Below are 23,381 nucleotides of genomic sequence, written 5' to 3'. Positions count from 1 at the left end.
AACCCCTTGCGGGCAAGCACCCGTCGGAAAATTTGCCATGTGATCGCCGCGTGAAATCGCGACGGTGGCGACTATAGCCACGCGAACGCAACCACCGGTTAACGCACCTGCGTATCTGTGAACGCATTCAAAGACTTCGCGCACGCATGCGTCGTTCGCGCGAACACCGTCACGCATCTGCACGCGCACGATCGTGGTTGAGTCCGCTTGTCCAGCGCGGATGAGCCTGCTTGCTCGAGCCGGTTGAGTCCGCTTGTTTCGCCGGATGCGTCCGCTTGATGGTCCGCTTCGCCCGTCGTGCACGGGATCACTCGAACCGGTTGCTCCGGTCGACGCGCACGTCCTTCGCGGTCCTTGCCACGTCGACGTGCATCCAGCCTTTCATCGCCTGCGGCTTCTTCTTCCGCAGCCCGGCAGCGTTGCCGGAGAAGCGGTTGCCCGCCACCGCGATGCCGCGCGCGCCGCCCTGCACGACGATGCCCCGCAACCCATTGTCGACGATGTGGTTGTCCTCGAACACGCACTGCTCGCCACCGCGTATGAGCACGCCGTCGCCCCGGTTGCCGTGGATGATGCAGCGACGCACCGCGATGCGGTGCGCGCGCTCGTACACCTGCAGGCCCGCGCCATGGTTGCCGCGCAGCGTGCAGGCCTCGATCGCGATGTCGTCGGCGCTACCGCCCGGATCGGGTTCGATATCGATGCCGCAGCCCGGCAACGTACCGCGCGTGGCGAGGAAATGGGAACGCAGCACGCGCACGTTCCGCGACCGGCCGATGGTCAGGCCTTGCCGGCGATTGTCCGTACAGACGACGTTCTCGATGCGGATCTCGCGGCTGGGCACCATCCGCGCGCCGCTGATGCCGCCCACCGAGATGCCATCGCCCCAGCACTTCGTGATGTGCAGGTCGCGCAGCGACACCTGTTCCGCACCCCGCACCATGATGCCGTGCCCCCACTCGCCCTCGCTCGAGAGGTGGTGGTCGCGGTCGCCGACGATGCGTCCGCTATCGACCTGCACGTCGTGAACGCCTTCGATCAACAGCACGTACGCCCGCGGCGCGGCGTTCGCGCGTGCGACCAGCCGCGTCCCGGGCGACATCGAGAGTCGTGTACGCGAACGCAGGCGCAGGCTGCGCTCGGGGTCGATGACGTAGTCGCCGGGACCCAGCGTCAGTGTCCCACCCGCCGGCAACGCATCGATGGCGTCCTGCAGGGCACGCGTGTCGTCGGTGGCTCCGTCGCCCCGCGCGCCGAACGCGCGCCCGTCGAGCCCCAGCGCACGGGGCGCCGGCAGAGCCGACGCGAGCAACAGGCCCGCGCCAGCGCCCAGCAGGTGTCGTCGCGAGAACCGCATCAGGCCGCCATCGAAGCGCCGCGTGCGTCCGTCGCCGCTGCGGTAGCATCGGCCGCGTGGGCCGCCAGCCAAGGCAGCACCACGGCCAGCAGGTAGAACTTCGATGCGTGGTACTTGTTGTCCAGGCGATCGCGGTTGCGCTCCAGCCATGCGGTGGCGCCGGGCAGCATCTCGCGGACCTGCGCGGCGAACGCGTGGACCTGTTCGAATCGCTGCGCCGCCAGCCCGCACACGTCGAAGCGGAAACTGCCCTTGCGCTGCACGTAAGGCAGCTCGCCGAAATGCGCGGCGATGTGCCGGCGGATCAGCACCTTGTTCAGACCCGTCTCGGGATCCACCTTCTGGCGCCGCGGCACTTCGTGATGGATCCATTCGCGCAGCGCGCGATCGCAGAACGGATACGCGGCACCCAGACCGGCCGCATGCGCGGTATAGAGACCCTTGGCGAACGCGCCCGCCGAGCCCGCGATGGACATCGACATGTCGCGCCACTCCCACGCACTGGTCGCTGAGGCGATCTCCGCCTTGAACAGCGACAGACGTTCGCGCGAGCGGCGTGCCACGTCGATGCCGAACAGCGCATCGACTTCGGCATCGCTGAAGCGCGAGCCCGGGAAGACGCGCTCGATCGGGGTCATCTGCAGCGTGCCGAGCGCGAAGCACAGCGGGAAGCTGCCGGAGATGCCCGGCAGGCCGGTGGCGTCGAACGGCAGGCGCAGCCCGCGTGCGAGGCGCACCGTCAGCTGCTGCTGCAGATCGACGGGGGTGCCGAAGTAGCTGTCGGCGCCCAGTCCGTCGATGATGCCGTCGCCACCGCGCGCCGCCACCTCGGTCGCCAGGTCGGCGTACGACAGCAAGGCGAAGTCCGCCGTCAGCAGCGGCATCCGGTCCGCCAACGCCAGGTAGCGGTCATACGCGCGACCGGGATCGCAGACCAACGCTTCATGGCGCAGCCCGAGCCGGCTTGCCACCTGCCGCGCGGATTCCAGTTCGTTCTCCTCGCGTCCCCCGAGGTACGTGATGCAGGTGGTGTCCGGTCGGGCATCGGCGAGCGCGATGGCCAACGTCGTGGAATCCTTGCCGCCGCTCTGCAGCTGCCAGGGCGATCGCATGTCGGCGGTGGTGCGGGTGATCGCATCGCACAGCATGCGGTGGTAGACCGCGATCCAATCCTGCGGCCGGTCCGCCACTTCGGGCACTTCGCCTGCGTTGCGGAACTTGAAGTGGAAATCCGGCTCGCCGCGCATGTCCTGGTGCGCGGAGAACCCGAACGTCACCAGCTTGACGCCTTCGTAGATGGAGTGCGGCGGGTACACGAAGGCGTTGCGCAGCAGGTCGGCCACCGAAACGGGATCGATCCGGTGATACTCCGGGTGTCGGTCCAGCACGGTGAAATCCGGCGTGCCGTAGTAAGGCGACATAGTGATCTGCATCGGCGACGCCTCCTTATCGGCCCGCGCCGGCGCGCGGCGCCGGCAGGTATTCGTAGTACGTATAGGCGTATTCGCCCGCGCCGCGCTTCTCGACGCCGTTGAAGATGGCGCCCTTCACTTCGACGCCGTTCTGCTCGAGGCGCTGCTTGGCCAGGGCGATCTCGCGCTGCTGGTTGAGGCCCCACCGCACCACCATCAGGCAGGTGCCTGCGTGGTGGCCGATGACGGCGGCGTCGGTCACCGCCAGCACGGGCGGCGTATCGATCAGCACGATGTCGTACTCGCCCGAGACGCGTTTCAGCAGGTCGCTGAAGCTCTCGTGCATCAGCAGCTCGGACGGGTTGGACGGAATCGCACCGCGCGAAATGAAGGACAGGTTCTCGGCGCCGGCCACGCGACGGACGGCGTCGTCCAGCGGAATGCGGCCCGCGATGACGTCCGACAGGCCGTTCTCGCAGCGCACGCCGACCGCGTCGTGCAGCGTACCGCGGCGCATGTCGGCGTCGATCAGCAGCACGCGCTGGCCGGTCTGCGCGATGGTCACCGCGAGATTGGCGCAGATGAAGGTCTTGCCCACGCCCGGGCTGGGCGCGGAGATCATCAGCAGGTTGTTGCGCATGCGCATCCGGGCGAAGTGCAGGCTGGTGCGCAGCGAGCGGAGCGCTTCCATCGCCAGGTCGGCCGGCGCATTCAGCGCGAGCAGGCGCGACTTGCCGTCGCGGCGGCGATGGCTCATGCGGTACGTCAACGCCTGGCCTTTCTTGCTCAGCGGGATCGACGCATACACCGGCAGGCCCAACAGTTCGATATCGACCGGGTCTTCCACGCCACGGCGGAACATCTGCTGCAGCAGGACGATCACCACCATCACCATCAGGCCCAGCAACGTGCCGGCGGCCAGCACCGGCAGCGGCTTCGGCCAGGCCGGGCTGTTGAGGTTCACCGCGGCCGGATCGATCACCCGCGCGTTGCCTACGGCGCTGGCCTTGGCGATCTCGAGTTGCTGCGCCTGGTCCAGCAGGTTGGCGTAGGTCTGGTTGGTGACCTCGACGTCGCGATTCAGACGGAACAGCACCTGCTGTGTGTCCGGCAGGTCGTGGATACGGCCCTGCAGGCCGTTGCGCTCGCCCTGGAACCGGTTGATCTGGTCCTGCAGCGCGCGATAGGTCGGGTGCGCCGCGGTGTAGCGGTTCTCGACTTCCGTCATCTTGATGCGCAGCTGCTGAATGCTGGAATCCAGTGCGATGGTCTGGTCGAGCAGCGCGCGGTTCTGGGTGGTCACGTCCAGCGTCTGGGTGCGGGTCTGGAACGCGGTGAGCGCGGCCTGCGCCTTGGCGAGCTCCTCGCGCACTTTCGGCAGCTGTTCGGTGACGAACTTCAGGCGGCTGGCCGCTTCGGCGGAGGTGCGCGCGACGTTCTGGCGCACGTAGGCGCCGGTGACTTCGTCCAGTACGCGACGCGCGTGCTCCGGGTCCGCATGCGCGTACACCAGGCTGATCACACCTGAGTTGCGACCCATCTCGGTCGCCGTGATGTTCTCCTTCAGCGCCGCCATCACCGCCGACGGATCGTAGCGGGTCACCTGGAAACGCATGCCGGGGTTGGCAGTTAGCTTGCGGACCTGCATCGCCACGCCACCTGCATTCACCGGCGTGCCCGCGCGCCCGCGCGCAAGCACCTGGCCCTGTGCGGACAGCACATAGCTTCCCTGGGCGCCCGCCGTCAGCTCCATCGGTACGCCCTTCAGATGGTCGGGGACTTCGAGCCGGGCGATGTCGAGGACTTCGCCTCCCCAGCCGTACTTCGACAAACCGAACCACGGGTTCGCCAGTTCGCCGGGGTTGGCCTGCTGATAACGGCGCGCGATGAAGTCGCCGATCACGGGCAAGTGCTGCGGCTTCACGTCGACATCGAGATCCATCCGGGTGATGGCCTCGCCGATCACCCGGCGCGACGTCAGCAACTGCACCTCGGTGGTGCCGGGCGTCGGGATGGCCGGCGGCGCCTGCATCGCCGCGTTCTGGGTGAGGCCGGGCGGAATGGCCGGTCGGCTCTCCACCTGGACCACGGCATTGGCTTCGTATTTCGGCGTGACCACCGCCAGGTAGGCGATGCTCGCCAGCACGAACGCGGCCGTGCCGAACAGGATGAGCTTCTTCTTCGCGCCCAGCGTGGAAACCAGGGCGGGGATGTCGACGTCGTCGTTGCGCACCGAGGCCGCCGCCAGGGTCGGTCGATCGGTGCTTCGTCGCGTGATCAGCTGGGTCGCCATGATTCACCTCGCTTGCATGTCGTGTCGGTGGCGCGCCCTGCGGGGCACGCGGGGAGGGACGGGAGCGTCGTCATGACGCGGCCCGTGCATCGAGCGGTTCGTGCAGCGCACGCGGCGCTGCGCGTGGTATCGGCGGCGCGCGCAAGCCCGCCAGCGCCTCAAGCACCGGCGCGCAGCCATCCACGCGGGGAATATCGAGGTCGGGCGCGGCGCACAGCGACAGGTAGACCGCGTCGTCGCCCAGCAGTGTCAGCAGGCGGCCGGCGATCGCCACCGGCGTGGTGCCGATCGCGACGGCACCGGCATCCGCTCCCGAGATTTCTTCCTGCGCCACGAGTACCGGCTTGCCGAGCAGGCGGCGAGGCGGGGGGGCGCCCCTGCCGACCAGCACCAGATGCGCACGCTCGAGCAGATAAGCCCATGCCAGGAAATCATCGACCTCCAGCGGGTGCACGTTGGCGAAGGTATGCAGCGGATCGCCGCCCTCGCCCGGCGCGATGCCCACGCCGCCCACCCAGACGATGTCCACGTCGGGACGACGGCGCGCCACCATCGCCAGCGCATCGGAGAAGGCGCCCTGTCCCGGCGTGTCGCCACGCGCGCTCACGGCAAGCAACAGCGGCGCATTGCTGCGCAGGAAGGCGAAGCCTTCGGCCAGGGAACGCGCCAGATCGGCGTCACGGCGGATCTGGCGCAGCGCGGTGCGCAACGCATCGTCGGCCACGTCGGATTGCACGAGAATGCTTTCGCTGGGCACGCCTTCGCCGCTCAGGCGGCGGCCAGCCAGTTCGCTGGGCGCGACATGCAACGCGGCCAGCGACTGCACGATGCGACGACTCGCATCGCTCGGCCAATGTTGCGCACCGCAGGCGGGCGCGTCGGCATCCACGCAGACCAGCGGCACGTCGCACGCATGCGCCGCCAGGCTCATGGCGAAGGTCACCGGTGCATCGCCGGGCACCACGATCACATCGGGATTCGTTTCGCCGATCAGCTGTCGCATCTCGGCCTGGGCATCGCCATACGCGGCCGGCCCGTCGCTGTCGCCGGATACGCTGGCCTGCGCCTCGAGCCCGAACATCTGCAGAAGATGGGCGGCGTCGCCGCTTTCGCCTTCGGTCACGCAGACGGTGGCATGGAAGCGCACGTCGTCGGTCAGACGGCGCGCGATGGGCGCCACCCCTGCACCTTCACAGGAGGCGTTCACCAGGCAGAGCGCGTGCAGCGGTGCGTCTGGATCACGCGCGCTCCCTGCTCGCGCCACAGCGCTATCAGCCACGGCCTCGAGCGGACGCTGGCCCAGCGGACGGAGGGAGACGGGCGCGTGGTTCAGCTCGCCGTCGTCCGGGAATTCCAGCGGCGTTCGGCGCGCACCCGCGCGGCGCGAAGGCCCGGACGCCAAACGCTCGATCGCGTCGAGCAGGCGCGGGAAGCCGACCACGTACGCCACGGTCGTGGCGACGAAGACGAGGAAGCTCAGCGGCTGCGGCACGTTGCGCAATGCATAGCCGAGCAACGCAAGCGCGGCGCCCATCGACACGATGGTCCACAACGCGACCGGCGCCGACAGGCCGCGATCCACCAGCAGGTGATGCAGGTGCTGGCGGTCCGCGGCGAACGGAGAACGTCCGCGACGCATGCGGCGGTACATCACGGCCGCGGTGTCCAGCAGTGGGAGCGCCACGCACCACAGCACCTCGACCGGCACCAGCCGGCCGACGCGCGGATGACTGAGGTAGATCAGGCTCCAGCCGACGAGGAAGCCGATGACCGTGCTACCGGCATCGCCCATGAAGATCTTGCGCCCGTCCGGCCAGCCCAGGTTGACGAACACATACGGGATCAGCGACGCGAACAGGATCTGCAGCATCATCGTCGCGCCGACATCGGGCGCGCCGTCGTGCGCGAACAGGAGGATGGCGGCGATCGACACCATCGCCGTGGAAGCGGCAAGGCCGTCGATGCCGTCCATCATGTTGAACGCGTTCATCAATCCGATCACGGCGATGATCGTCACCGGGATGCCGAGCAGGCCGAGCCGCAGGTCGAACACCGGGATGAGGCCGCCGACGTGATCGAGGTAGTAACCCGTGCTGAGGATGACCAGGCCGACGATGGCAGCCTCCACCAGCAGGCGCGTGCGCACGCTCAAGTGGCTGATGTCGTCCGCGACGCCGATCGCGACGATCAGCGCACTGCCCATCATCAGGCTCATGACGAAGCGGTCGACATAGCCCAGGTAGCCCAGACCGACGAGCGTGCCTACGAAGAAGCAGATGCCGCCGATCACCGGCACGCGGCCTACGTGCTGCTTGCGCCCGCTCGGACGGTCCACCAGACCGACACGACGGGCCCACGGTCGCATCGAGAATATGGCGAACAACGTTGCGGCCAGAGCGATCGCGCTGGCCGCGACGATCCGTGCATTCTCCATCTGTCACCCGGGGTTGCTGTGGACGAAAAGCCCCACGGAACCCTGGTCCATCCGGGATCCTGCGCGTCAAACGGGGGGCGCGGTTGATGCCGTCCCGAGGCTACGGACAGGAATTTGATGAGCGCATGAAATGGGATTGCGCGCGTAACGGTCCAGTCAGGAAGCTGGATGGCGGTACAGCAACGCGATCACGCCGACAGACGGGCATCGTGCGCGCACCATTGCGACACGCACTGCTCGATCAACATGAATGTCTTTTCGATGTCGTCCTGCGTGCCCGCGATGGGATCGTCGATCTCCTGCGATCGGTTCCAACGGCCAAGCAGGTGCATGCGCGCGCGCGCCTCAGGCACGAGTGCGCGCAAGGCGCGGAGGTGCCGTCGCTGCATGGCGAGCACGAGATCGTCCGGGCCCAGTGCGGCTGGATCGAACATGCGCGCGGCGCACGTCAGCGCAGGCACACCGTGCTTCTCCAGGACCGCGGCAACCCGTGGGTCCAGCGGCCGGCCGGGCTGGGCGGCCAGACCCGAGGAGACCACGGAGCAGCGGCCCGCCGGCACCTTCGCGTGGAACAGGGCCGCCGCCATCGGGCTGCGGCACAGGTTCCCCATGCAGACGATGTGTAAGGTGAACAGCGGTGCGGGCCAGGGTCCGGGGGACCGCAAGCCTAGGCCAGCGCCCCGTAGCCGTGTGCGAACGCGACGTGAGTCTCGGGCCACCATTCATATGGTTCGTGTGGCACGCGTGACCGGCGCCCATATTCAAACAATCGCTTAAAACGAGCGAAACTTCGGCGAACTGGACAGCATCCCCGGCATCGCGCAGACTGCCGCCCTTCCGCTGGAGGCACGAATGGCGACACTGTTGGTCCTGCATGGCCCCAACCTCAACCTGCTCGGTACCCGCGAGCCGGAGGTCTATGGTCAGGCAACACTGGCAGATATCGACATCGCGCTGGTCGCGCAGGCGCAGGCCGCGGGGCACCGGCTGGAGACCTTCCAGTCCAATGCCGAACATGCCCTGGTGGACCGCATCCAGGCCGCCCGCACCGACGGCACCGCCTTCATCCTGATCAATCCGGCCGCGTTCACCCATACCTCGGTCGCCATCCGCGACGCCCTGGCGGGCGTGGCCCTGCCCTTCATCGAAGTCCACCTGTCCAACCCGCACGGCCGCGAACCCTTCCGCCACACCAGCTACTTCAGCGACAAGGCGGTCGGCGTGGTCTGCGGCTTCGGGGCCGACAGCTACCGCTACGCGCTGGACGCCGCCCTGCAGCGGCTGCCTGCCTGACTTTCCTTTTTGTTCCCTGCGGGGAACAGCGTTCAACCACGAGGCTCCCATGGATCTCCGCAAAATCAAGAAACTGATCGACCTGCTGGAAGAGTCGAACCTGGCCGAAATCGAGATCAAGGAAGGCGAAGAATCCGTGCGCCTGGCGCGTGCGCCGAAGGGCGGTTACGCCCTGCAGGCCGCTGCGCCGATGATGGCCGCCCCCGTGGAAGCGCGCCCTGCCGCGCCCATGCCGATGAGCTCGCCCACCGAAGCCTCGACCGGCGGCACCGCCAAGCCCGGCAATGCCCTGCCCGACGGCCACGTGGTGCGCGCGCCGATGGTCGGCACGTTCTACGCCTCGCCGTCGCCGGACAAGCCCGCATTCGTCGCGGTCGGCCAGACCGTGAAGGCCGGCGAGACGCTGGCGATCATCGAGGCCATGAAGATGTTCAACCCCATCGAGGCCGACGTGTCGGGCACGGTGCTGTCGATCCTGGCCGAGAGCGGGCAGCCGATCGAGTTCGACCAGCCGCTGTTCGTGATCGGCTGAGGCCCGCGCCATGCTGGACAAAGTCGTCATCGCCAACCGGGGTGAGATCGCGCTGCGCATCCTGCGCGCCTGCCACACCCTGGGCATCCGCACGGTCGCGGTGCATTCCACCGTCGACCGCAACCTCAAGCACGTGGCCATGGCGGACGAATCCGTCTGCATCGGCCCGGCCGCCTCGAAGGACAGCTACCTCAACATCCCGGCGATCATCGCCGCGGCGGAAGTCACCGACGCGCAGGCCATCCATCCGGGCTACGGCTTCCTGTCGGAGAACGCCGACTTCGCCGAGCGCGTGGAGCAATCCGGCTTCATCTTCATCGGCCCGAAGGCCGACACCATCCGCATGATGGGCGACAAGGTCGAAGCGATCCGCGCCATGCAGGCCGCCGGCGTGCCGTGCGTGCCCGGCAGCGGCGGCCCGCTGGGCGAGGACATCGTCGCCAACACCAAGATCGCGCGCGAGATCGGCTACCCGGTGATCATCAAGGCCGCGGGCGGCGGCGGCGGTCGCGGCATGCGCGTGGTGCATGTCGAGGGCGCGTTGAAGGCCGCCATCGAGACCACCAAGTCGGAAGCCAAGGCGGCCTTCGGCAACGGTGAGGTCTACATGGAGAAATTCCTGGAGAATCCGCGCCACGTGGAGATCCAGGTGCTCGCCGACGGCCAGGGCAACGCCATCCACCTGGGCGAGCGCGACTGCTCGATGCAGCGCCGCCACCAGAAGGTGGTCGAGGAAGCGCCTGCGCCTGGCATCACCGAGGAACTGCGCAACGAGATCGGCAAGGTCTGCGTGGAAGCGTGCATCCGCATCGGTTACCGCGGCGCGGGCACGTTCGAATTCCTGTTCGAGGACGGCCGCTTCTATTTCATCGAGATGAACACCCGCATCCAGGTGGAGCATCCGGTGACCGAGCGCATCACCGGCATCGACCTGGTCTGCGAACAACTGCGCATCGCCGCCGGGCAGAAGCTGACCATCAAACAGTCCGACATCGTGCTGCGCGGCCACGCCATCGAATGCCGCATCAACGCGGAAGACCCGGACACGTTCATGCCGCACCCGGGACTGATCCAGCACTTCCATCCGCCGGGCGGCCCGGGCGTGCGCGTGGATACGCACATCTACGAAGGCTATCGGGTCCCGCCGAACTACGATTCGATGATCGCCAAGCTGATCGTGCACGGCCCGGACCGCGACACCGCGATCGCGCGCATGCGCGTCGCGCTCAGCGAGATGGTCATCGACGGCATCAAGACCAACATCCCGCTGCAGCAACGCATCATGCGCGACCAGGGCTTCCAGGCCGGCGGACAGAACATCCACTATCTGGAAAAGCGCCTGGCCGAACGCAAGAACAAGGCGATCTCGCTCGTCTGATCCATCCAGGCCCCGCGTCCACCGCGGGGCCGCCTATGGCGAAAGCTGGGTAGGGCGCGTGTCCGGCGGGGCACCGCTCCGGCGTTGGAGGAAAAGGATCCCCCGACGAGAACGCACGATGCGTCCCCTGCCACGCCCCTTGTTCCTGGCCCTGGCCACTGTCATCGCGGCCGCGCCTGCCGCCAGCGCCCCTACCTCCGGCCCGCCCACGCAGGTCTGGATCGACGTCGCCACCCACCAGATGGCCGGCATGCCCGACCTGGGCCCGCTTGGCGGCATGGCTTCGCGCATGATGGGCGGCGGCGGGCAGCAGGCGCACTACGGACAGACGCGGATGCCGATGATGACGGGGCAATACCTCGACATCGCGCTGTACAACCGCCCCCATCCGGGCAAGGAAGCCGAACAACGCATTCCCGCCGGACTCCGCCTGGGCAAGGCCTTGCCGCTGGTGCCGCCCGTGCGCACCGCCGCGCCCTCCGATCACAGCGGCGAGTACAAGCCACCGGAAGGCCAGCAGCGCCTGCTGATCTACTGGGGGTGCGGCACCGCCGTGCGCAAGGGCCAGCCGAAGATCATCAGCATCAGCGCGAGCGGCGGCAAGGTGGAAGTCAGTGGCTCGATGCAGGGCCGCTACGCCCCGGATCGCGACATAGAATCCGATCCCGCCTACGCGCTGTGGCCGAATCCGAAATCCGGCAAGCGCGTGCCCGATGGCGCATCTCTGCAGGGTGCGCACCAGATCACCGGCCAGGGCGTGCCGGAATCGTTGAAGTTCGAACTCAAGCAGGTCGCAGACTTCATGCCGAAGATCGACCTGCAGAGCACCGGCTCGCTCGCCGACGGACAGACGTGGCGCTGGGCGCCGGTCGATCGCGCGCAGGCCTACTTCCTGCATGCCATCGGCACCCAAGGCAAGGACGTGGTGCTGTGGAGCAGCGCCGAAGTCCCCGATGCGGGGCAAGGCATCTTCGATTACCTGACCGGCTCGCTGATCGATCGTTGGACGAAAGAGAAAGTGCTGCTGCCGCCCGCCACCACGCAGTGCGCCGTACCGAAGGGCATTTTCGCTGCACCGGGCGAAGGCGGTCGCGACGGTGGCGGCGGCCTCCTGAGCATCATCGCGTATGGGCCGGAGAGCCACATCGCATGGCCGCCCAAGCCGACCGATCCGAAGCAGGCATGGAATCCGGAATGGAATGTGCGCGTGCGTACCAAATCCACCGGTAGCGCGATGCTCGGCATGGACATGGCGCAGATGCAGGACGAAGAAGCGCAACCGCAGGAAGAGAAAAAGCCACTGCGCAGCCTGTTGAAAGGCCTCATAGGCGGCTGACGCGCGCGTCGGCAATGCGGGCAACGAAAAGGGCCGGGAGTTTTCCTCCCGGCCCTTCGCATGTGCGCAGCGGAGGCGACGCGTGTTATTCGGGCATCTGCTGCGTGCCCGGCATCAGCTCGGCACCCAGCGGCGAGGCCGGGTCGGTAATGCGCACCGTCTCGGCCGAGCCATCGCCCCACACGACCTTGATCGTGCTGCCTGGCGCGAGCGTGGAGAACGGCGTGCCACTGCGCGCGCGGTACAGCGCGGCGACCTGGGCCGCGCCGAGGCGGCGCGCTTCATCGGGCGCATGGACCGTCATGTGGCCTACGCGCGACAGATCGCGGTATTCCGGGTTGCGCGTCTCGATGACGATCGTGGCCGCCGCCGCTGCGTACGCCACCGCCACCAGACCCCAGACCAGGACATTCACCCCGGGCCGCGTGCGCTTGTATTTCATCCTTCGACTCCCGTGTGGGACAGCAAGGTGCCCACCATTTCTTCCACGTTGTCCTCACCCTGGCGCGGGACGCCGGCGTCCCGCGCAAAGGTGCTGAAATCCTGCGTTTCGTCCTGCGAGCAGATCCCGCCGTTGACGCAGTAGCTGGTCATCATCGAGCCGTCCGGGCTGCAGTCCATGCCGAGCCTGCACGAGGCGATGCGCCACGCGATCTCGCTCAGTTCGCTGCCGGACACCTCACCGAGGGTCTCGGTGCGACCGCTTCCCACGCTACCCATCGCCGGCGCGATGGCCGCGAAAGCGAACGGGTCGCCGGAATCCAGCACGCGTCGCACCAGTTCACGCCGATAGTCGTCGTCGGCGTCTAGCGGCCGATCCATCGCCAACAGCGCCGCTTCCGCCGCCAGGCTGCCGGCACGCGCTGCCTGCGTCCGCTGGTTGACGATCACCGGCAGCGAGAATCCGTCCTGCGGGACGAAGCGCGCGCACCGTTGCTGCACGCGCTGGCGTGCCGACAGCATCGCCGCGCCGCCCGACAATCCGAGCTTCGCGATGACGCGCGTGTCCTGCGCATAGCCGGCCGGGTCCGCCGCGAAACCCGCGCAATAGTCCTGCACCAGACTGAGCAGCCACATCGCATCGGCATCGCCCGCGGCGGCCCACATCATCAGCTCGCGCGAGTACGCGAACAGATCGACGCTCTCTTCGAAGCCCCTTCGCAGCGGAGACAGGGCCGGCGCCGGCCGCAGGGCCATCGGCACCAGCCGCGACGCTGAAGGCGTCGTCATTAGGCCTACCGGCGCGGCTGCGCCCTCCCCGCTGTCGCCACCGAAGGCAACACCGATCCAGCCCGCCTGGCGCAGCGGCATCCACGCCAGCGCGCCCAGCAGGCCCACCAGCAGGATCGGCAATAGCAGCTTCCGGGGCACCCGGTCATTATCCCGGCCGATTCACGGGCTTTCAACGAACGGAGGTCACGCCAGGCGGTCCGGAACCACCTTCCGTCGCGGGCGCCCTCCCCGGACCGCGTGAGACACTAGGCGACCTCCCCCTGCCGTTACCTGCCCCATGCCCTACCTGGAACTCTCCCTGCGCTGCACCGAAGCCGAGCAGCCGCGCTACGAGAACGCCCTGGAAGACGTCGGCGCACTGTCGGTCACGCTCTTGGATGCGGATGCCGACACCGGCAACGAGCGCGCGATCCTCGAGCCGGGGGTGGGCGAAACGCCGCTGTGGAAGTCGCTCGTGCTGACCGCCCTGTTCGATGCCGATACCGATGCGCTGACCCTGCTTGCGGCGCTGGAGGCCTTCGACCCAGGCCTGGACTGGACGCAGGCGGGCTTCCGCACGGTGGCCGACGAGGACTGGGAGCGCGCCTGGCTGGACCAGTTCAAGCCGATGCAGTTCGGCACGCGCACCTTCATCGTGCCGTGGAACCATGCCGTACCCGACGAAGCGCAAACGGACCAGGCCGCCATCGTGCGGCTGGATCCCGGCCTCGCCTTCGGTTCGGGTACACACCCCACCACCGCGCTGTGCCTGCGCTGGCTGGATGGGCTGGCCGGCAGCGGCGAACTGCAGGGCCGCCAGGTGCTGGACTTCGGTTGCGGCTCCGGCATCCTCGCGCTCGCCGCGCTCAAACTCGGCGCTTCCGGCGCGGTGGGCGTGGACAACGACCCGCAGGCCTTGTTGGCCAGCGCGGACAACGCGCAGCGCAACGGCATCGAAGAACGCATCCAGGTGTACTTGCCCGAAGACGAGCCCGTGGCCAGGTATCCGATCGTCGTGGCCAACATCCTGGCCTCTGCGCTGGATGCGCTGGCCGAGACGCTAGCCGAGCGTGTGGCCCCCGGTGGTCGCATTGCGCTGTCGGGCATCCTGAAAGGGCAGGAGGACGATCTGCTGGTCCGCTATGCCGCCTGGTTCGACGCGCTCCAGGCGACCCAGGACGGCGACTGGATGCGTATCGACGGCGTGCGCCGCTGAGGCCACTGCGGTCACAACACGCGCGCGGGCCCGCATGGTTGAATAGCAGCCATGTTCATCGCCTGTCCCCACTGCCAGTTTCTGGTCGCCCGCGATCCGCAGACGCAGGCACTGCCCGTCGCCTGCACGCGCTGCGGCAAACCGCTGCAGGCGGATGACGCTGTCGGCGCGACGACATCGCCCAGCCTGGCGACGTTCCTGCATGCTGCGCCGCCGACGAACGAGCAGGCCACCACCGACGCAACGAAGATGGAGTCGGCGGCACCGGTCGAAACGCGCGAAGACCACGCCAACGACACCGCAGTGCACGAGGTGGACCGCGATACGCGCCCACCGGAACCTGCGTCCGAGGCGGTCGAGCCCGTTGAGGCGATTGAGGCGCTCGCACCCGTCGAACCGGACGGCGTGATCGAACCCGTTGAAGCGACGACAGCGGATACCGCGGACGCATCCTCCGGCGAACACACGGACACCGCGCTGCCCGTGTTGGCGGATGTCCCACCGCATGGCGAAGCACCCACCGAAGCGCCACAGGCGGCGGCTGTCGTCGACGCAAGACCGAAGGCCCGTGGGCCGACGGGGCCACGCTTCCTGCAGCGCGGGCGCACCACGCCGGTGCATGCGAAACAAGCACGGATCCAGTGGTTCGCAGTGATCTCACTATCGCTATTGCTCTGCGCGCAAGTGTTGCTGGCCGATCGCGCGCGTCTTGCCACGCAGGCGGCTTGGCGGCCCATCGTGGTTGCGCTGTGCGGCATGTTCCGTTGCGATGTACCCACCTGGCGCGAACCCGCGGCCTTCACCATGCTGAGCCGCGACGTGCGGCCCATCATCGGTAGTCCCGGCACGCTGCAGGCCCAGGCTACGTTCCGCAACGAAGCGCGCTGGGCGCAGGCGTGGCCCGTCATCCTGCTGACGCTGAAGGATGCCGACGGTCGCACCTTGGGCGCGCGTGCGTTGCAGCCGGCCGACTATCTGCCCCAAGGCGAGTCATCGTCCTCGATCGGCCCGGGACAGAGCGCGCAGATGGCCGTGAGCGTGAAGGAACCGAGTGCCAACGTCGTCGCGTTTTCCTTCGACTTCCGTTAATCGCCCCGATTCATCAAAAAAGCGGATGCACGCGCCCCGATCAGGCGCTAGACTCGTCCCCCCGCCGAAAACCGACAAGCACAAGGCGGGCCTCAGCAATCCGTGGTACCAGGGGATCCGATTGAACGCTGCCTCCACCCGACAGGACCATACGCGCGGTGCGCAACGACCGCCGTTGCGCGAGCACGTGGCGCAATCCGTGCGCCGCTATCTGCGCGACCTGGACGGCAGCGATGCGGACGATGTCTACGAAATCGTTCTGCGTGAGATGGAAATTCCCCTGTTCGTCGAAGTGCTGAACCATTGCGAAGGCAACCAGAGTCGCGCTGCGGCCATGCTGGGCATCCACCGCGCCACGCTGCGCAAGAAGCTCAAGGACTACGGACTGGCCTGAGCGGCCACCGGGCGGCTTGCTGCGGCGCGTTATAATTCGCGCCCCGCTCCGTATCGCCCTCCCCATGACCCTCGATCTCCAGCCCGTGCGACGGGCGCTGCTGTCCGTTTCCGACAAGTCCGGCCTGCTTGACCTGGCCCACGCGCTGGCGCGCCATGGCGTGGAGCTGCTGTCCACCGGCGGCACCGCGAAGACATTGCGTGACGCGGGCCTGGCCGTTCGCGACGTCGCCGACGTCACGGGGTTCCCGGAAATGATGGACGGCCGCGTCAAGACGCTGCACCCGAAGGTGCACGGTGGACTGCTCGGCCGCGCGGGCCTGGACGATGCCGTCATGGCGGAGCACGGCATCGGCGCGATCGACCTGCTCGTGCTCAACCTGTATCCGTTCGAAGCCGTCACCGCGAAAGCCGGCTGCACGCTGGCCGACGCGGTCGAGAACATCGACATCGGCGGTCCCGCGATGCTGCGTTCGGCTGCGAAGAACTTCGCGCGCGTCGCCGTGGCCACCGATCCGTCGCAGTACGCCGGCCTGGTCGCCGAGCTGGACGCGAACGGTGGCGCGCTGCCGGCGGCGACCCGCTTCGCATTGTCGGTGGCCGCATTCAATCGTGTCGCCCAGTACGACGCCGCGATCAGCACCTACCTGTCCTCCGTCACCGACACCGCGAGCGAGGTGCCTGCGCGCGCCGCGTTCGCCGCGCAGGCCAACGGCAACTTCGTCAAGGTGATGGACCTGCGCTACGGCGAGAATCCGCACCAGCAGGCGGCGTTCTACCGCGACCTGTGTCCGGCCCCGGGCTCGCTGGCGACGTTCACCCAGTTGCAGGGCAAGGAACTGAGCTACAACAACATCGCCGACAGCGATGCGGCGTGGGAATGCGTGCGCCAGTTCGACGCAGCGGCCTGCGTCATCGTCAAGCATGCCAACCCCTGTGGCGTGGCGGTCGGCGTGGCCTGCGGCGATGCCTACGAGTTGGCCTACGCCACTGACCCGACCAGCGCGTTCGGCGGCATCATCGCGTTCAATCGCACGCTGGACGCTGCGACGGCGAAGGTCATCCTGGACCGCCAGTTCGTCGAGGTGCTGATCGCACCGGACTACGAGCAAGGTGCGCTCGATTACGCGGCCAAGAAGGCCAACGTGCGCGTGCTGCGCATCCCGCTCGCTCCCGCCTCGAATGGCTTCATCGACACCAAGCGCGTCGGCTCCGGCATGCTGATGCAGACCGCCGACGACCGCGTGGTGACGCGCGACGAATTGAAGGTGGTGACGAAACTCGCGCCGACCGACGCGCAGTTCACCGACCTGCTGTTCGCGTGGAAGGTGGCCAAGTTCGTGAAGTCCAACGCCATCGTCTACGCGAAGGACCACCGCACCATCGGTGTCGGCGCCGGCCAGATGAGCCGCGTCTATTCGGCGCGCATCGCCGGCATCAAGGCGGCGGACGCGAACCTGGTCGTCGAGGGCTCGGTGATGGCCAGCGATGCGTTCTTCCCGTTCCGCGACGGCATTGATGCCGCCGCGGCCGCCGGCATCAAAGCGGTCATCCAGCCGGGCGGCTCCATGCGCGACAGCGAAGTGGTCGCGGCCGCCGACGAGCACGGCATCGCGATGGTGTTCACCGGCGTGCGGCACTTCCGGCACTGATCCCATGCACCTCCGTGGCTGGACGCAGGTCGTACGCGTCGCACCGGTCATCGGTGCGCTGGCGCTCGCGGGTTGCCAGGGGATGCAGGGCAAGCTGGAAGCCGCACGCGCCGAGACGGCATCGACGCTGCCTTCCCCCTATCTCGACGGCCTGGTGACCGAATCGGTCGCCGTGGATGGCGAACGCCTGGTGTTCCTCGTGCGCTCGCCGGATGGCGATGCCGAGAAGACGCGCGCCCATCCCAAATTCAGGGCGCTGCGCGAAAGCGAACAACAGGCGATGACCGAGTTGTGCGCTCTGCCCGCGATGCAGCCCCTGATTGGCACCGATGCGGTGCTGGTGCGCAAGTTCGTCGACCGCGACGGTGCACTTTTCTTCGAATTGACCCTCCCCGCACGCGAGTGCGCCGCCCCACCGGCCTGATCCGCCGGTCCTGTCCTGAGGAAGTCCCCTTGAAAGTCCTGGTCATCGGTTCCGGCGGTCGCGAGCATGCGCTGGCATGGAAACTGGCGCAGTCGCCGCGCGTGGACGAAGTGATCGTCGCGCCGGGCAATGCCGGCACCGCGACGGAAGCCGGCTGCCGCAACGTGCCGGTCAAGGTCACCGATATCGAAGGCTTGCTGGCGCTGGCGCAGGACGAAGGCGTTGGCCTGACGGTCGTCGGTCCAGAGGTGCCGCTGGTGGCCGGCGTGGTGGATCGTTTCCGCCTGGCGGGTCAGCGCATCTTCGGTCCCACCGCGGCCGCGGCGCAGCTGGAAGGCAGCAAGGCGTTCGCGAAGGATTTCCTCGCGCGCCACGGCATCCCGACCGCGTTCTACGCGGTGCATACCGATGTCGACGCAGCGCTGGCATATCTGCGCGAGAAGGGTGCACCCATCGTGGTCAAGGCCGACGGCTTGGCCGCCGGCAAGGGCGTGATCGTGGCGATGACGCTGGACGAAGCCGAGGCCGCGGTGCGCGACATGCTGTCGGGCAATGCATTCGGCGATGCTGGCGCGCGCGTGGTGATCGAGGAGTTCCTCGAAGGCGAAGAAGCGAGCTTCATCTCGATGGTCGACGGCACCACCGCGCTGCCGATGGCGACCAGCCAGGACCACAAGCGCGTCGGCGACGGCGACACCGGCCCCAACACCGGCGGCATGGGCGCGTATTCGCCCGCGCCGGTGGTCACGCCCGAGGTGCACGCACGCGTCATGCGCGAGGTCGTGAATCCCACCGTGCAGGGCATGATCGCCGACGGCGTGCCGTTCACCGGCTTCCTCTACGCCGGCCTGATGATCGATGGCAGTGGCGCACCGAAGGTGATCGAGTTCAACGTGCGCTTCGGCGATCCGGAGACGCAGCCGGTGATGCTGCGCCTGCAATCCGACCTCGTGGACCTGGTGGAAGCGGCCATCGACGGCCGCTTGGACGCCGTCGAGGCACAGTGGGATCCGCGCCCGTCGCTGGGCGTGGTGATGGCGGCATCGCCATATCCGGAAACGCCCATCGCCGGTGACGTGATCGCCGGGCTGGACGAGGTACCGGATACCGCCAAGGTGTTCCATGCCGGCACCGCGCTGGATGCGGAAGGCCGCGTGGTAAGTGCGGGCGGCCGCGTGCTGTGCGTGGCCGCGCTCGGCGCGTCCGTGTCCGATGCGCAGCGCCAAGCCTACGATGGTGTCGAGAAAGTGCGCTGGACGAACGAGTTCCACCGCACCGACATCGGCTGGCGCGCGATTGCGCGCGAGCGCGACGCCGGCTGAGTCAGGCCGCCTGCACGAAGCGCGCCGCGTGTTCGCGCGGCGCGCTGCGCAGGTACTGCGGCGCCACCGCGACATCGGCGCCCAACGCCGCGGCCGCGTGCCACGGCCAGCGCGGGTCGTACAGGATGCCACGCGCGAGCGCGACGGCATCCGCCTGGCCCTGTCGCAGGATGTTCTCCGCCTGCTGCGGCTCGGTGATCAGGCCCACGGCGATGACCGGCATCGCCACTTCCCGTTTGATCGCGTCTGCGAACGGCACCTGGTAACCCGGTACCGCGGCGATCCGTTGCGCCGGATGCAAGCCGCCGCTGGACACGTCGATGAAATGGCAGCCGCGCGCATCCAGCGCCTTCGCCAGCACGATGCTTTGCGCCAGGTCCCAGCCGCCGTCCACCCAGTCGGTCGCGGAGATGCGCACACCGAGCGCCATCGTCGCCGGCACCGCCGCCTTGACCGCATCGAATACCTGCAGCAGCAGGCGCATGCGGTTCTCCAACGAGCCGCCATAAGCATCATCGCGCCGGTTGCTCAACGGCGACAGGAACTGGTGCAGCAGATAGCCATGCGCGGCATGGAGTTCGATCAGGTCCAGGCCCAACCGGACCGCACGCCGCGCACTCGCGACGAACGCGGCGATGACGTCGTCGATACCGGCCTGGTCCAGCGCGATCGGCGGAAGGCCGCCTTCGGCATAGGGAATGGCGGATGCGGAGACGGTCTGCCAGCCATGCGCGTGATCCGGCGGAATGGCCGCACCGTGATGGTCCCAGGGCCGATGCGTCGACGCCTTGCGACCCGCATGCGCGAGCTGCACGCCCAGCGGCATCGCCGAGTGGCGGCGCGTGGCGGCGAGCGCGTTCGCGAAGGCCTGTTCAGTGGTGTCGTCCCACAGGCCGATGTCGGCCCAGCTGATGCGTCCGCGCGGCTCGACCGCCGTTGCTTCGATGATGGCCAGGCCGGCGCCGGACTGGGCGAGATTGGGCCAATGGAAGGCATGCCAGTCGGTGGCACGCCCTTCTTCGGCGGAGTACTGGCACATCGGCGCGATGACGATGCGGTTGGACAGGCGGAGCGGCCCGAAGTCGACGGGCGAGAACAGCAGGCTCATGGGGAAGGACGGGAGCGACGTGGGGCCGACACTATCCGCCCGCTCGTCCACCCCATCAACGCCAGCAGTGGAACGCTGTCGGGCAGGCAGGATGGCACCGCCACATCGATTTGCTAGGCTGCGCGCAACCCACGGAGGGCGCATGTCCAGCTACAGCCAGTTCTCGCTGCTGACACAACGGCGGTTCCTGCCGTATTTCACCGTCCAGGCGCTGGGCGCCTTCAACGACAACGTCTACCGGCAGGCGATCATCGCGTTGCTGTTCTTCCTGGGCGCCAGCGACGACCAGCTTTCGTTGTACGCCACCCTGGCGCCAGCGATCTTCATCCTGCCGTACTTCCTCTTTTCGGCCATCGCTGGCCAGTTCGCCGAGAAGCTGGAGAAGCACCGGCTGATCGTGATCACCACGACGATGGAGATCGTGATCATGTCGCTGGCCGCGGTCGGCTTCCTGATGCAGAACATGCCGCTGCTGCTGGTGGCGCTGTTCTGCACCGGCGTGCAGTCCACGCTGTTCGGGCCGGTGAAGTATTCCGTGCTGCCGTCGATCCTCAAGCCGGAGGAGCTGACCGGCGGCAACGGCCTGGTCGAGATGGGTACGTCGATCTCGATCCTGTGCGGCATGATCGCCGGCGGCATGATCTTCCAGATCGCCGGTGCGCATGGGCCGCAAGCGGCCGCGGTCGCCATCGTGCTGCTGGCGGTGCTGGGCAACGTGATGTCGCGGATGATCCCGCGCATGGACGCCGGCGCGCCCGATTTGAAGATCCGATGGAATCCCATTCCCGAATCGCTGGCCGTGCTGCGCATGGCGAAGCAGCAGCTGGCCGTGCGCAACGCGATCCTCGGCGTGTCGTGGTTCTGGTTCTTCGGCACCCTGCTGACCTCGCAGTTGCCGGCCTACGCGAAACTCCACCTGGGGGCCGCCGACGGCTCGTCGACGCTCTACGTGTTCGCGCTGGCGCTGTTCTCGGTAGGCACCGGCATCGGCTCGCTGTTGTGCGAGAAGCTCTCCGGCCGCACGGTCGAAATCGGCCTGGTGCCGGTCGGCGCCTTCGGCATGAGCGCGTTCCTGCTCGACCTGTACTTCGCCCGGCCCGGCTTGGCACCCGCGACGGGACTGGACATCGCCGGCTTCGTCCGCCACGCCGGCAGCGTGCGGATCATGATCGACCTGGTGGGCATCGGCATGTTCGCCGGCATCTTCGTGGTGCCGCTGTTCGCGCTGATCCAGAGCCGCACCGACCGTACGCAGATGGCGCGCGTGTTCGCCGCGCTCAACATCCAGAACTCCGGGTTCATCGTGCTGGCGGCACTGGTGGGCCTGGGCCTGCACGCGCTGGACTGGAGCAGCCCGCAGATGTTCCTCGCGCTGGCGATCGCCAACGCGGTGGTCGCGATCTGGATCTTCACGATCGTGCCCGAGTTCCTGATGCGGTTCCTCAGCTGGTTGCTGGTGCGCACGCTGTACCGGCTGCGCCTGCACGGCATCGAGAAGCACGTGCCGGACGAAGGTCCGGCGCTGCTGGTCTGCAACCACGTAAGTTACATGGATGCGCTGATCCTGGCCGCGACCATCCCGCGGCCGGTGCGCTTCGTCATGTACTACAAGATCTTCAACATCCCGGTGATGAGCTGGATCTTCCGGACGGCCAAGGCGATCCCGATCGCCGGCGCACGCGAAGATCCTGCACTGATGCAACGCGCCTTCGACGAGATCGACGCAGCGCTGGCCGAAGGCGAGATCGTCGGCATCTTCCCCGAAGGCGCGCTGACGAAGGACGGCGACATCGCCGCGTTCAAGTCGGGGGTGGAGAAGATCCTCGAGCGGCGCGCCGTCCCCGTGGTGCCTATGGCGCTGAAGGGCATGTGGGCCAGCATGTGGAGCCGTCGCGATACGCGTCTCGGCCGCATGCGCGTACCACGGCGCTTCCGTGCGAACGTGGACGTCGTGGCGGGCGAACCGATGGACGGCGCGGCCGCGACGGCGGACGTGCTGGAAGCACGCGTGCGTGCCTTGCGCGGCGACGCGGCGTGATGCAGGCGCCGTCTTCCCGAGGCCTGCACCCATCGCCCACCGAACCTTTTTGCCTGGTGGTCTGGCACTATTGGAGCGTCCGGGACGCTAGCAGCGCGACCCTCAACCCCCTTCAGCCCGTACAAGGAATGCCCGCATGAGCGCAGTACCTCCGATGCCCCCCACCTCCGCGCCTGAAAGCGTCCCGAACCATCTCGCCTGGGCGATCGTGTCCACCGTGCTCGCGACCTGCCTGTGCTGTCCGCTCGGCCTGATCGGTATCGTCGCGATCGTGTTCTCCTCGCAGGTCAACGGCAAACTCAACCAGGGCGATCTGGAAGGTGCGCGCCGCGCCTCCGCCAACGCCAAGACCTGGTGCTGGGTCGCCACGGCTTTCGCCATCATCGGCCTGCTGCTCAACATTGTCATGCTGGCCACGGGCGGCATGCAGCAATACATGGAGATGATGCAGCAGATGCAGCAGATGCAGTGACCGCGCTGCGCCTCTCGCACTGGATCGGTATCGCCGCGGCGGCCCTGGTGGCCGCCGCTGGCGTCTTGCTGTTGCTGAAATTCGATCCCAACGCGGCGGACAGTCCGTTCCCGGGCTGCATCTTCCGCGCGTTGACCGGCTACTACTGCGTGGGCTGCGGTCTGACCCGCGCGCTTCACGCCTTGGTCCATGGCGATCTGCTACGCGCATTCGCAATGAATCCGTTGGGCGTCCTGTTGATTCCCATCGTCCCGATGATGATCGCCCACGGCCAGGGCTGGCGGCCGCGCGTCCTCGAACCCTTGATGCGCGTGCTGACTGCACCGAAGTTCTGGCTGGTGCTACTCCCTGCCTACTGGATCGCGCGCAACCTGCCGTGGTTCCCCTTCACGCTGCTCGCCCCCGGCTGACCGCGCGATC

At 67.8% G+C, this 23,381-nt stretch carries 21 protein-coding genes; 13 read left to right on the top strand and 8 right to left on the bottom strand.

Annotation, left to right across the window (positions count from 1 at the left end; all coding sequences use genetic code 11):
- Positions 1–307: 307 nt before the first annotated feature.
- From ACSION_RS03810 to ACSION_RS03790, 5 genes are all read right to left on the bottom strand, one after another.
- Positions 308–1,357: a right-handed parallel beta-helix repeat-containing protein gene (locus ACSION_RS03810; protein WP_435304911.1), complete on the bottom strand. Its 1,050-nt coding sequence runs from the start codon at positions 1,355–1,357 to the stop codon at positions 308–310.
- A complete protein-coding gene (locus tag ACSION_RS03805) occupies positions 1,357–2,790 on the bottom strand; it encodes an asparagine synthase-related protein (protein WP_435304910.1) in 1,434 nt (477 codons plus the stop codon). The genes ACSION_RS03810 and ACSION_RS03805 overlap by 1 nt, the downstream gene beginning before the upstream one ends.
- 13 nt (positions 2,791–2,803) lie before the next feature.
- The gene (locus tag ACSION_RS03800) at positions 2,804–5,062 is read right to left on the bottom strand and encodes a polysaccharide biosynthesis tyrosine autokinase (protein ID WP_435304909.1); all 2,259 of its coding nucleotides are present in this window, start codon (positions 5,060–5,062) and stop codon (positions 2,804–2,806) included.
- A gap of 70 nt (positions 5,063–5,132) precedes the next feature.
- On the bottom strand, positions 5,133–7,496 hold the full coding sequence (locus tag ACSION_RS03795) for a UDP-N-acetylglucosamine 2-epimerase (protein ID WP_435304908.1): 2,364 nt from the start codon (positions 7,494–7,496) through the stop codon (positions 5,133–5,135).
- 188 nt (positions 7,497–7,684) lie between these two features.
- Positions 7,685–8,107 (bottom strand): hypothetical protein, encoded by a 423-nt coding sequence (locus tag ACSION_RS03790; RefSeq protein ID WP_435304907.1) that lies wholly within the window; start codon positions 8,105–8,107, stop codon positions 7,685–7,687.
- Between the two features lie 241 nt (positions 8,108–8,348).
- Between ACSION_RS03790 and aroQ the strand changes: the two genes are divergently transcribed.
- The 4 genes from aroQ to ACSION_RS03770 all read left to right on the top strand — a co-directional run bounded on the left by aroQ (position 8,349) and on the right by ACSION_RS03770 (position 12,035).
- On the top strand, positions 8,349–8,789 hold the full coding sequence (gene aroQ, locus ACSION_RS03785; protein WP_435304906.1) for a type II 3-dehydroquinate dehydratase: 441 nt from the start codon (positions 8,349–8,351) through the stop codon (positions 8,787–8,789).
- Positions 8,790–8,838: 49 nt separating this feature from the next.
- Positions 8,839–9,321 (top strand): acetyl-CoA carboxylase biotin carboxyl carrier protein, encoded by a 483-nt coding sequence (gene accB / locus ACSION_RS03780; RefSeq protein ID WP_435304905.1) that lies wholly within the window; start codon positions 8,839–8,841, stop codon positions 9,319–9,321.
- Positions 9,322–9,331: 10 nt separating this feature from the next.
- Positions 9,332–10,699, top strand: coding sequence for an acetyl-CoA carboxylase biotin carboxylase subunit (gene accC / locus ACSION_RS03775; protein WP_093489931.1), 1,368 nt, complete (start codon positions 9,332–9,334; stop codon positions 10,697–10,699).
- 118 nt (positions 10,700–10,817) lie between these two features.
- Complete coding sequence (locus ACSION_RS03770) at positions 10,818–12,035, top strand: hypothetical protein (RefSeq protein WP_435304904.1); 1,218 nt, start codon at positions 10,818–10,820, stop codon at positions 12,033–12,035.
- A gap of 85 nt (positions 12,036–12,120) precedes the next feature.
- Here the strand turns inward: ACSION_RS03770 and ACSION_RS03765 are convergent, their stop codons facing one another.
- Entirely contained in the window at positions 12,121–12,477 is a 357-nt protein-coding gene (locus ACSION_RS03765) for a hypothetical protein (RefSeq protein WP_435304903.1), read from the bottom strand.
- Complete coding sequence (locus tag ACSION_RS03760) at positions 12,474–13,406, bottom strand: hypothetical protein (protein ID WP_435304902.1); 933 nt, start codon at positions 13,404–13,406, stop codon at positions 12,474–12,476. Before ACSION_RS03760 ends, ACSION_RS03765 begins: the two co-directional genes overlap by 4 nt.
- Before the next feature lie 139 nt (positions 13,407–13,545).
- On the opposite strand from ACSION_RS03760, the gene prmA reads away from it, so the two are divergent.
- The 6 genes from prmA (at position 13,546) to purD (ending at position 19,343) form a co-directional block, all read left to right on the top strand.
- On the top strand, positions 13,546–14,463 hold the full coding sequence (gene prmA / locus ACSION_RS03755) for a 50S ribosomal protein L11 methyltransferase (RefSeq protein ID WP_435304901.1): 918 nt from the start codon (positions 13,546–13,548) through the stop codon (positions 14,461–14,463).
- A gap of 51 nt (positions 14,464–14,514) precedes the next feature.
- Entirely contained in the window at positions 14,515–15,552 is a 1,038-nt protein-coding gene (locus ACSION_RS03750; protein WP_435304900.1) for a DUF3426 domain-containing protein, read from the top strand.
- Positions 15,553–15,673: 121 nt separating this feature from the next.
- Positions 15,674–15,946, top strand: coding sequence for a DNA-binding transcriptional regulator Fis (gene fis, locus ACSION_RS03745; RefSeq protein WP_093489927.1), 273 nt, complete (start codon positions 15,674–15,676; stop codon positions 15,944–15,946).
- Between the two features lie 64 nt (positions 15,947–16,010).
- Positions 16,011–17,597: a bifunctional phosphoribosylaminoimidazolecarboxamide formyltransferase/IMP cyclohydrolase gene (purH, locus tag ACSION_RS03740; RefSeq protein ID WP_435304899.1), complete on the top strand. Its 1,587-nt coding sequence runs from the start codon at positions 16,011–16,013 to the stop codon at positions 17,595–17,597.
- Positions 17,598–17,601: 4 nt separating this feature from the next.
- Positions 17,602–18,021 carry a hypothetical protein gene (locus ACSION_RS03735; protein WP_435304898.1) on the top strand — a complete coding sequence of 140 codons (420 nt, stop codon included), beginning with the start codon at positions 17,602–17,604 and terminating at the stop codon, positions 18,019–18,021.
- 29 nt (positions 18,022–18,050) lie between these two features.
- The gene (purD, locus tag ACSION_RS03730; protein ID WP_435304897.1) at positions 18,051–19,343 is read left to right on the top strand and encodes a phosphoribosylamine--glycine ligase; all 1,293 of its coding nucleotides are present in this window, start codon (positions 18,051–18,053) and stop codon (positions 19,341–19,343) included.
- Position 19,344: 1 nt separating this feature from the next.
- Here purD and ACSION_RS03725 read toward each other — a convergent pair whose 3' ends face one another.
- Positions 19,345–20,451, bottom strand: a complete 1,107-nt coding sequence (locus tag ACSION_RS03725) for an NADH:flavin oxidoreductase/NADH oxidase (protein WP_435304896.1) — start codon at positions 20,449–20,451, stop codon at positions 19,345–19,347.
- A gap of 142 nt (positions 20,452–20,593) precedes the next feature.
- Here ACSION_RS03725 and ACSION_RS03720 point away from each other — a divergent pair, with 142 nt between their 5' ends.
- The 3 genes from ACSION_RS03720 (at position 20,594) to ACSION_RS03710 (ending at position 23,371) form a co-directional block, all read left to right on the top strand.
- On the top strand, positions 20,594–22,489 hold the full coding sequence (locus ACSION_RS03720; protein ID WP_435304895.1) for an MFS transporter: 1,896 nt from the start codon (positions 20,594–20,596) through the stop codon (positions 22,487–22,489).
- A 136-nt stretch (positions 22,490–22,625) separates the two neighbouring features.
- Positions 22,626–22,961 (top strand): CD225/dispanin family protein, encoded by a 336-nt coding sequence (locus ACSION_RS03715; protein ID WP_435304894.1) that lies wholly within the window; start codon positions 22,626–22,628, stop codon positions 22,959–22,961.
- Positions 22,958–23,371, top strand: coding sequence for a DUF2752 domain-containing protein (locus ACSION_RS03710; RefSeq protein ID WP_435304893.1), 414 nt, complete (start codon positions 22,958–22,960; stop codon positions 23,369–23,371). Before ACSION_RS03715 ends, ACSION_RS03710 begins: the two co-directional genes overlap by 4 nt.
- The last annotated feature ends 10 nt before the right edge of the window (positions 23,372–23,381 follow it).

It is taken from the genome of Pseudoxanthomonas sp. LjRoot125 (assembly GCF_964252705.1).
Classification (GTDB): Bacteria; Pseudomonadota; Gammaproteobacteria; order Xanthomonadales; family Xanthomonadaceae; genus Pseudoxanthomonas_A.
Note: the sequence above shows the minus strand (reverse complement) of the source record. Positions and strands in the feature narration are given on the sequence as shown.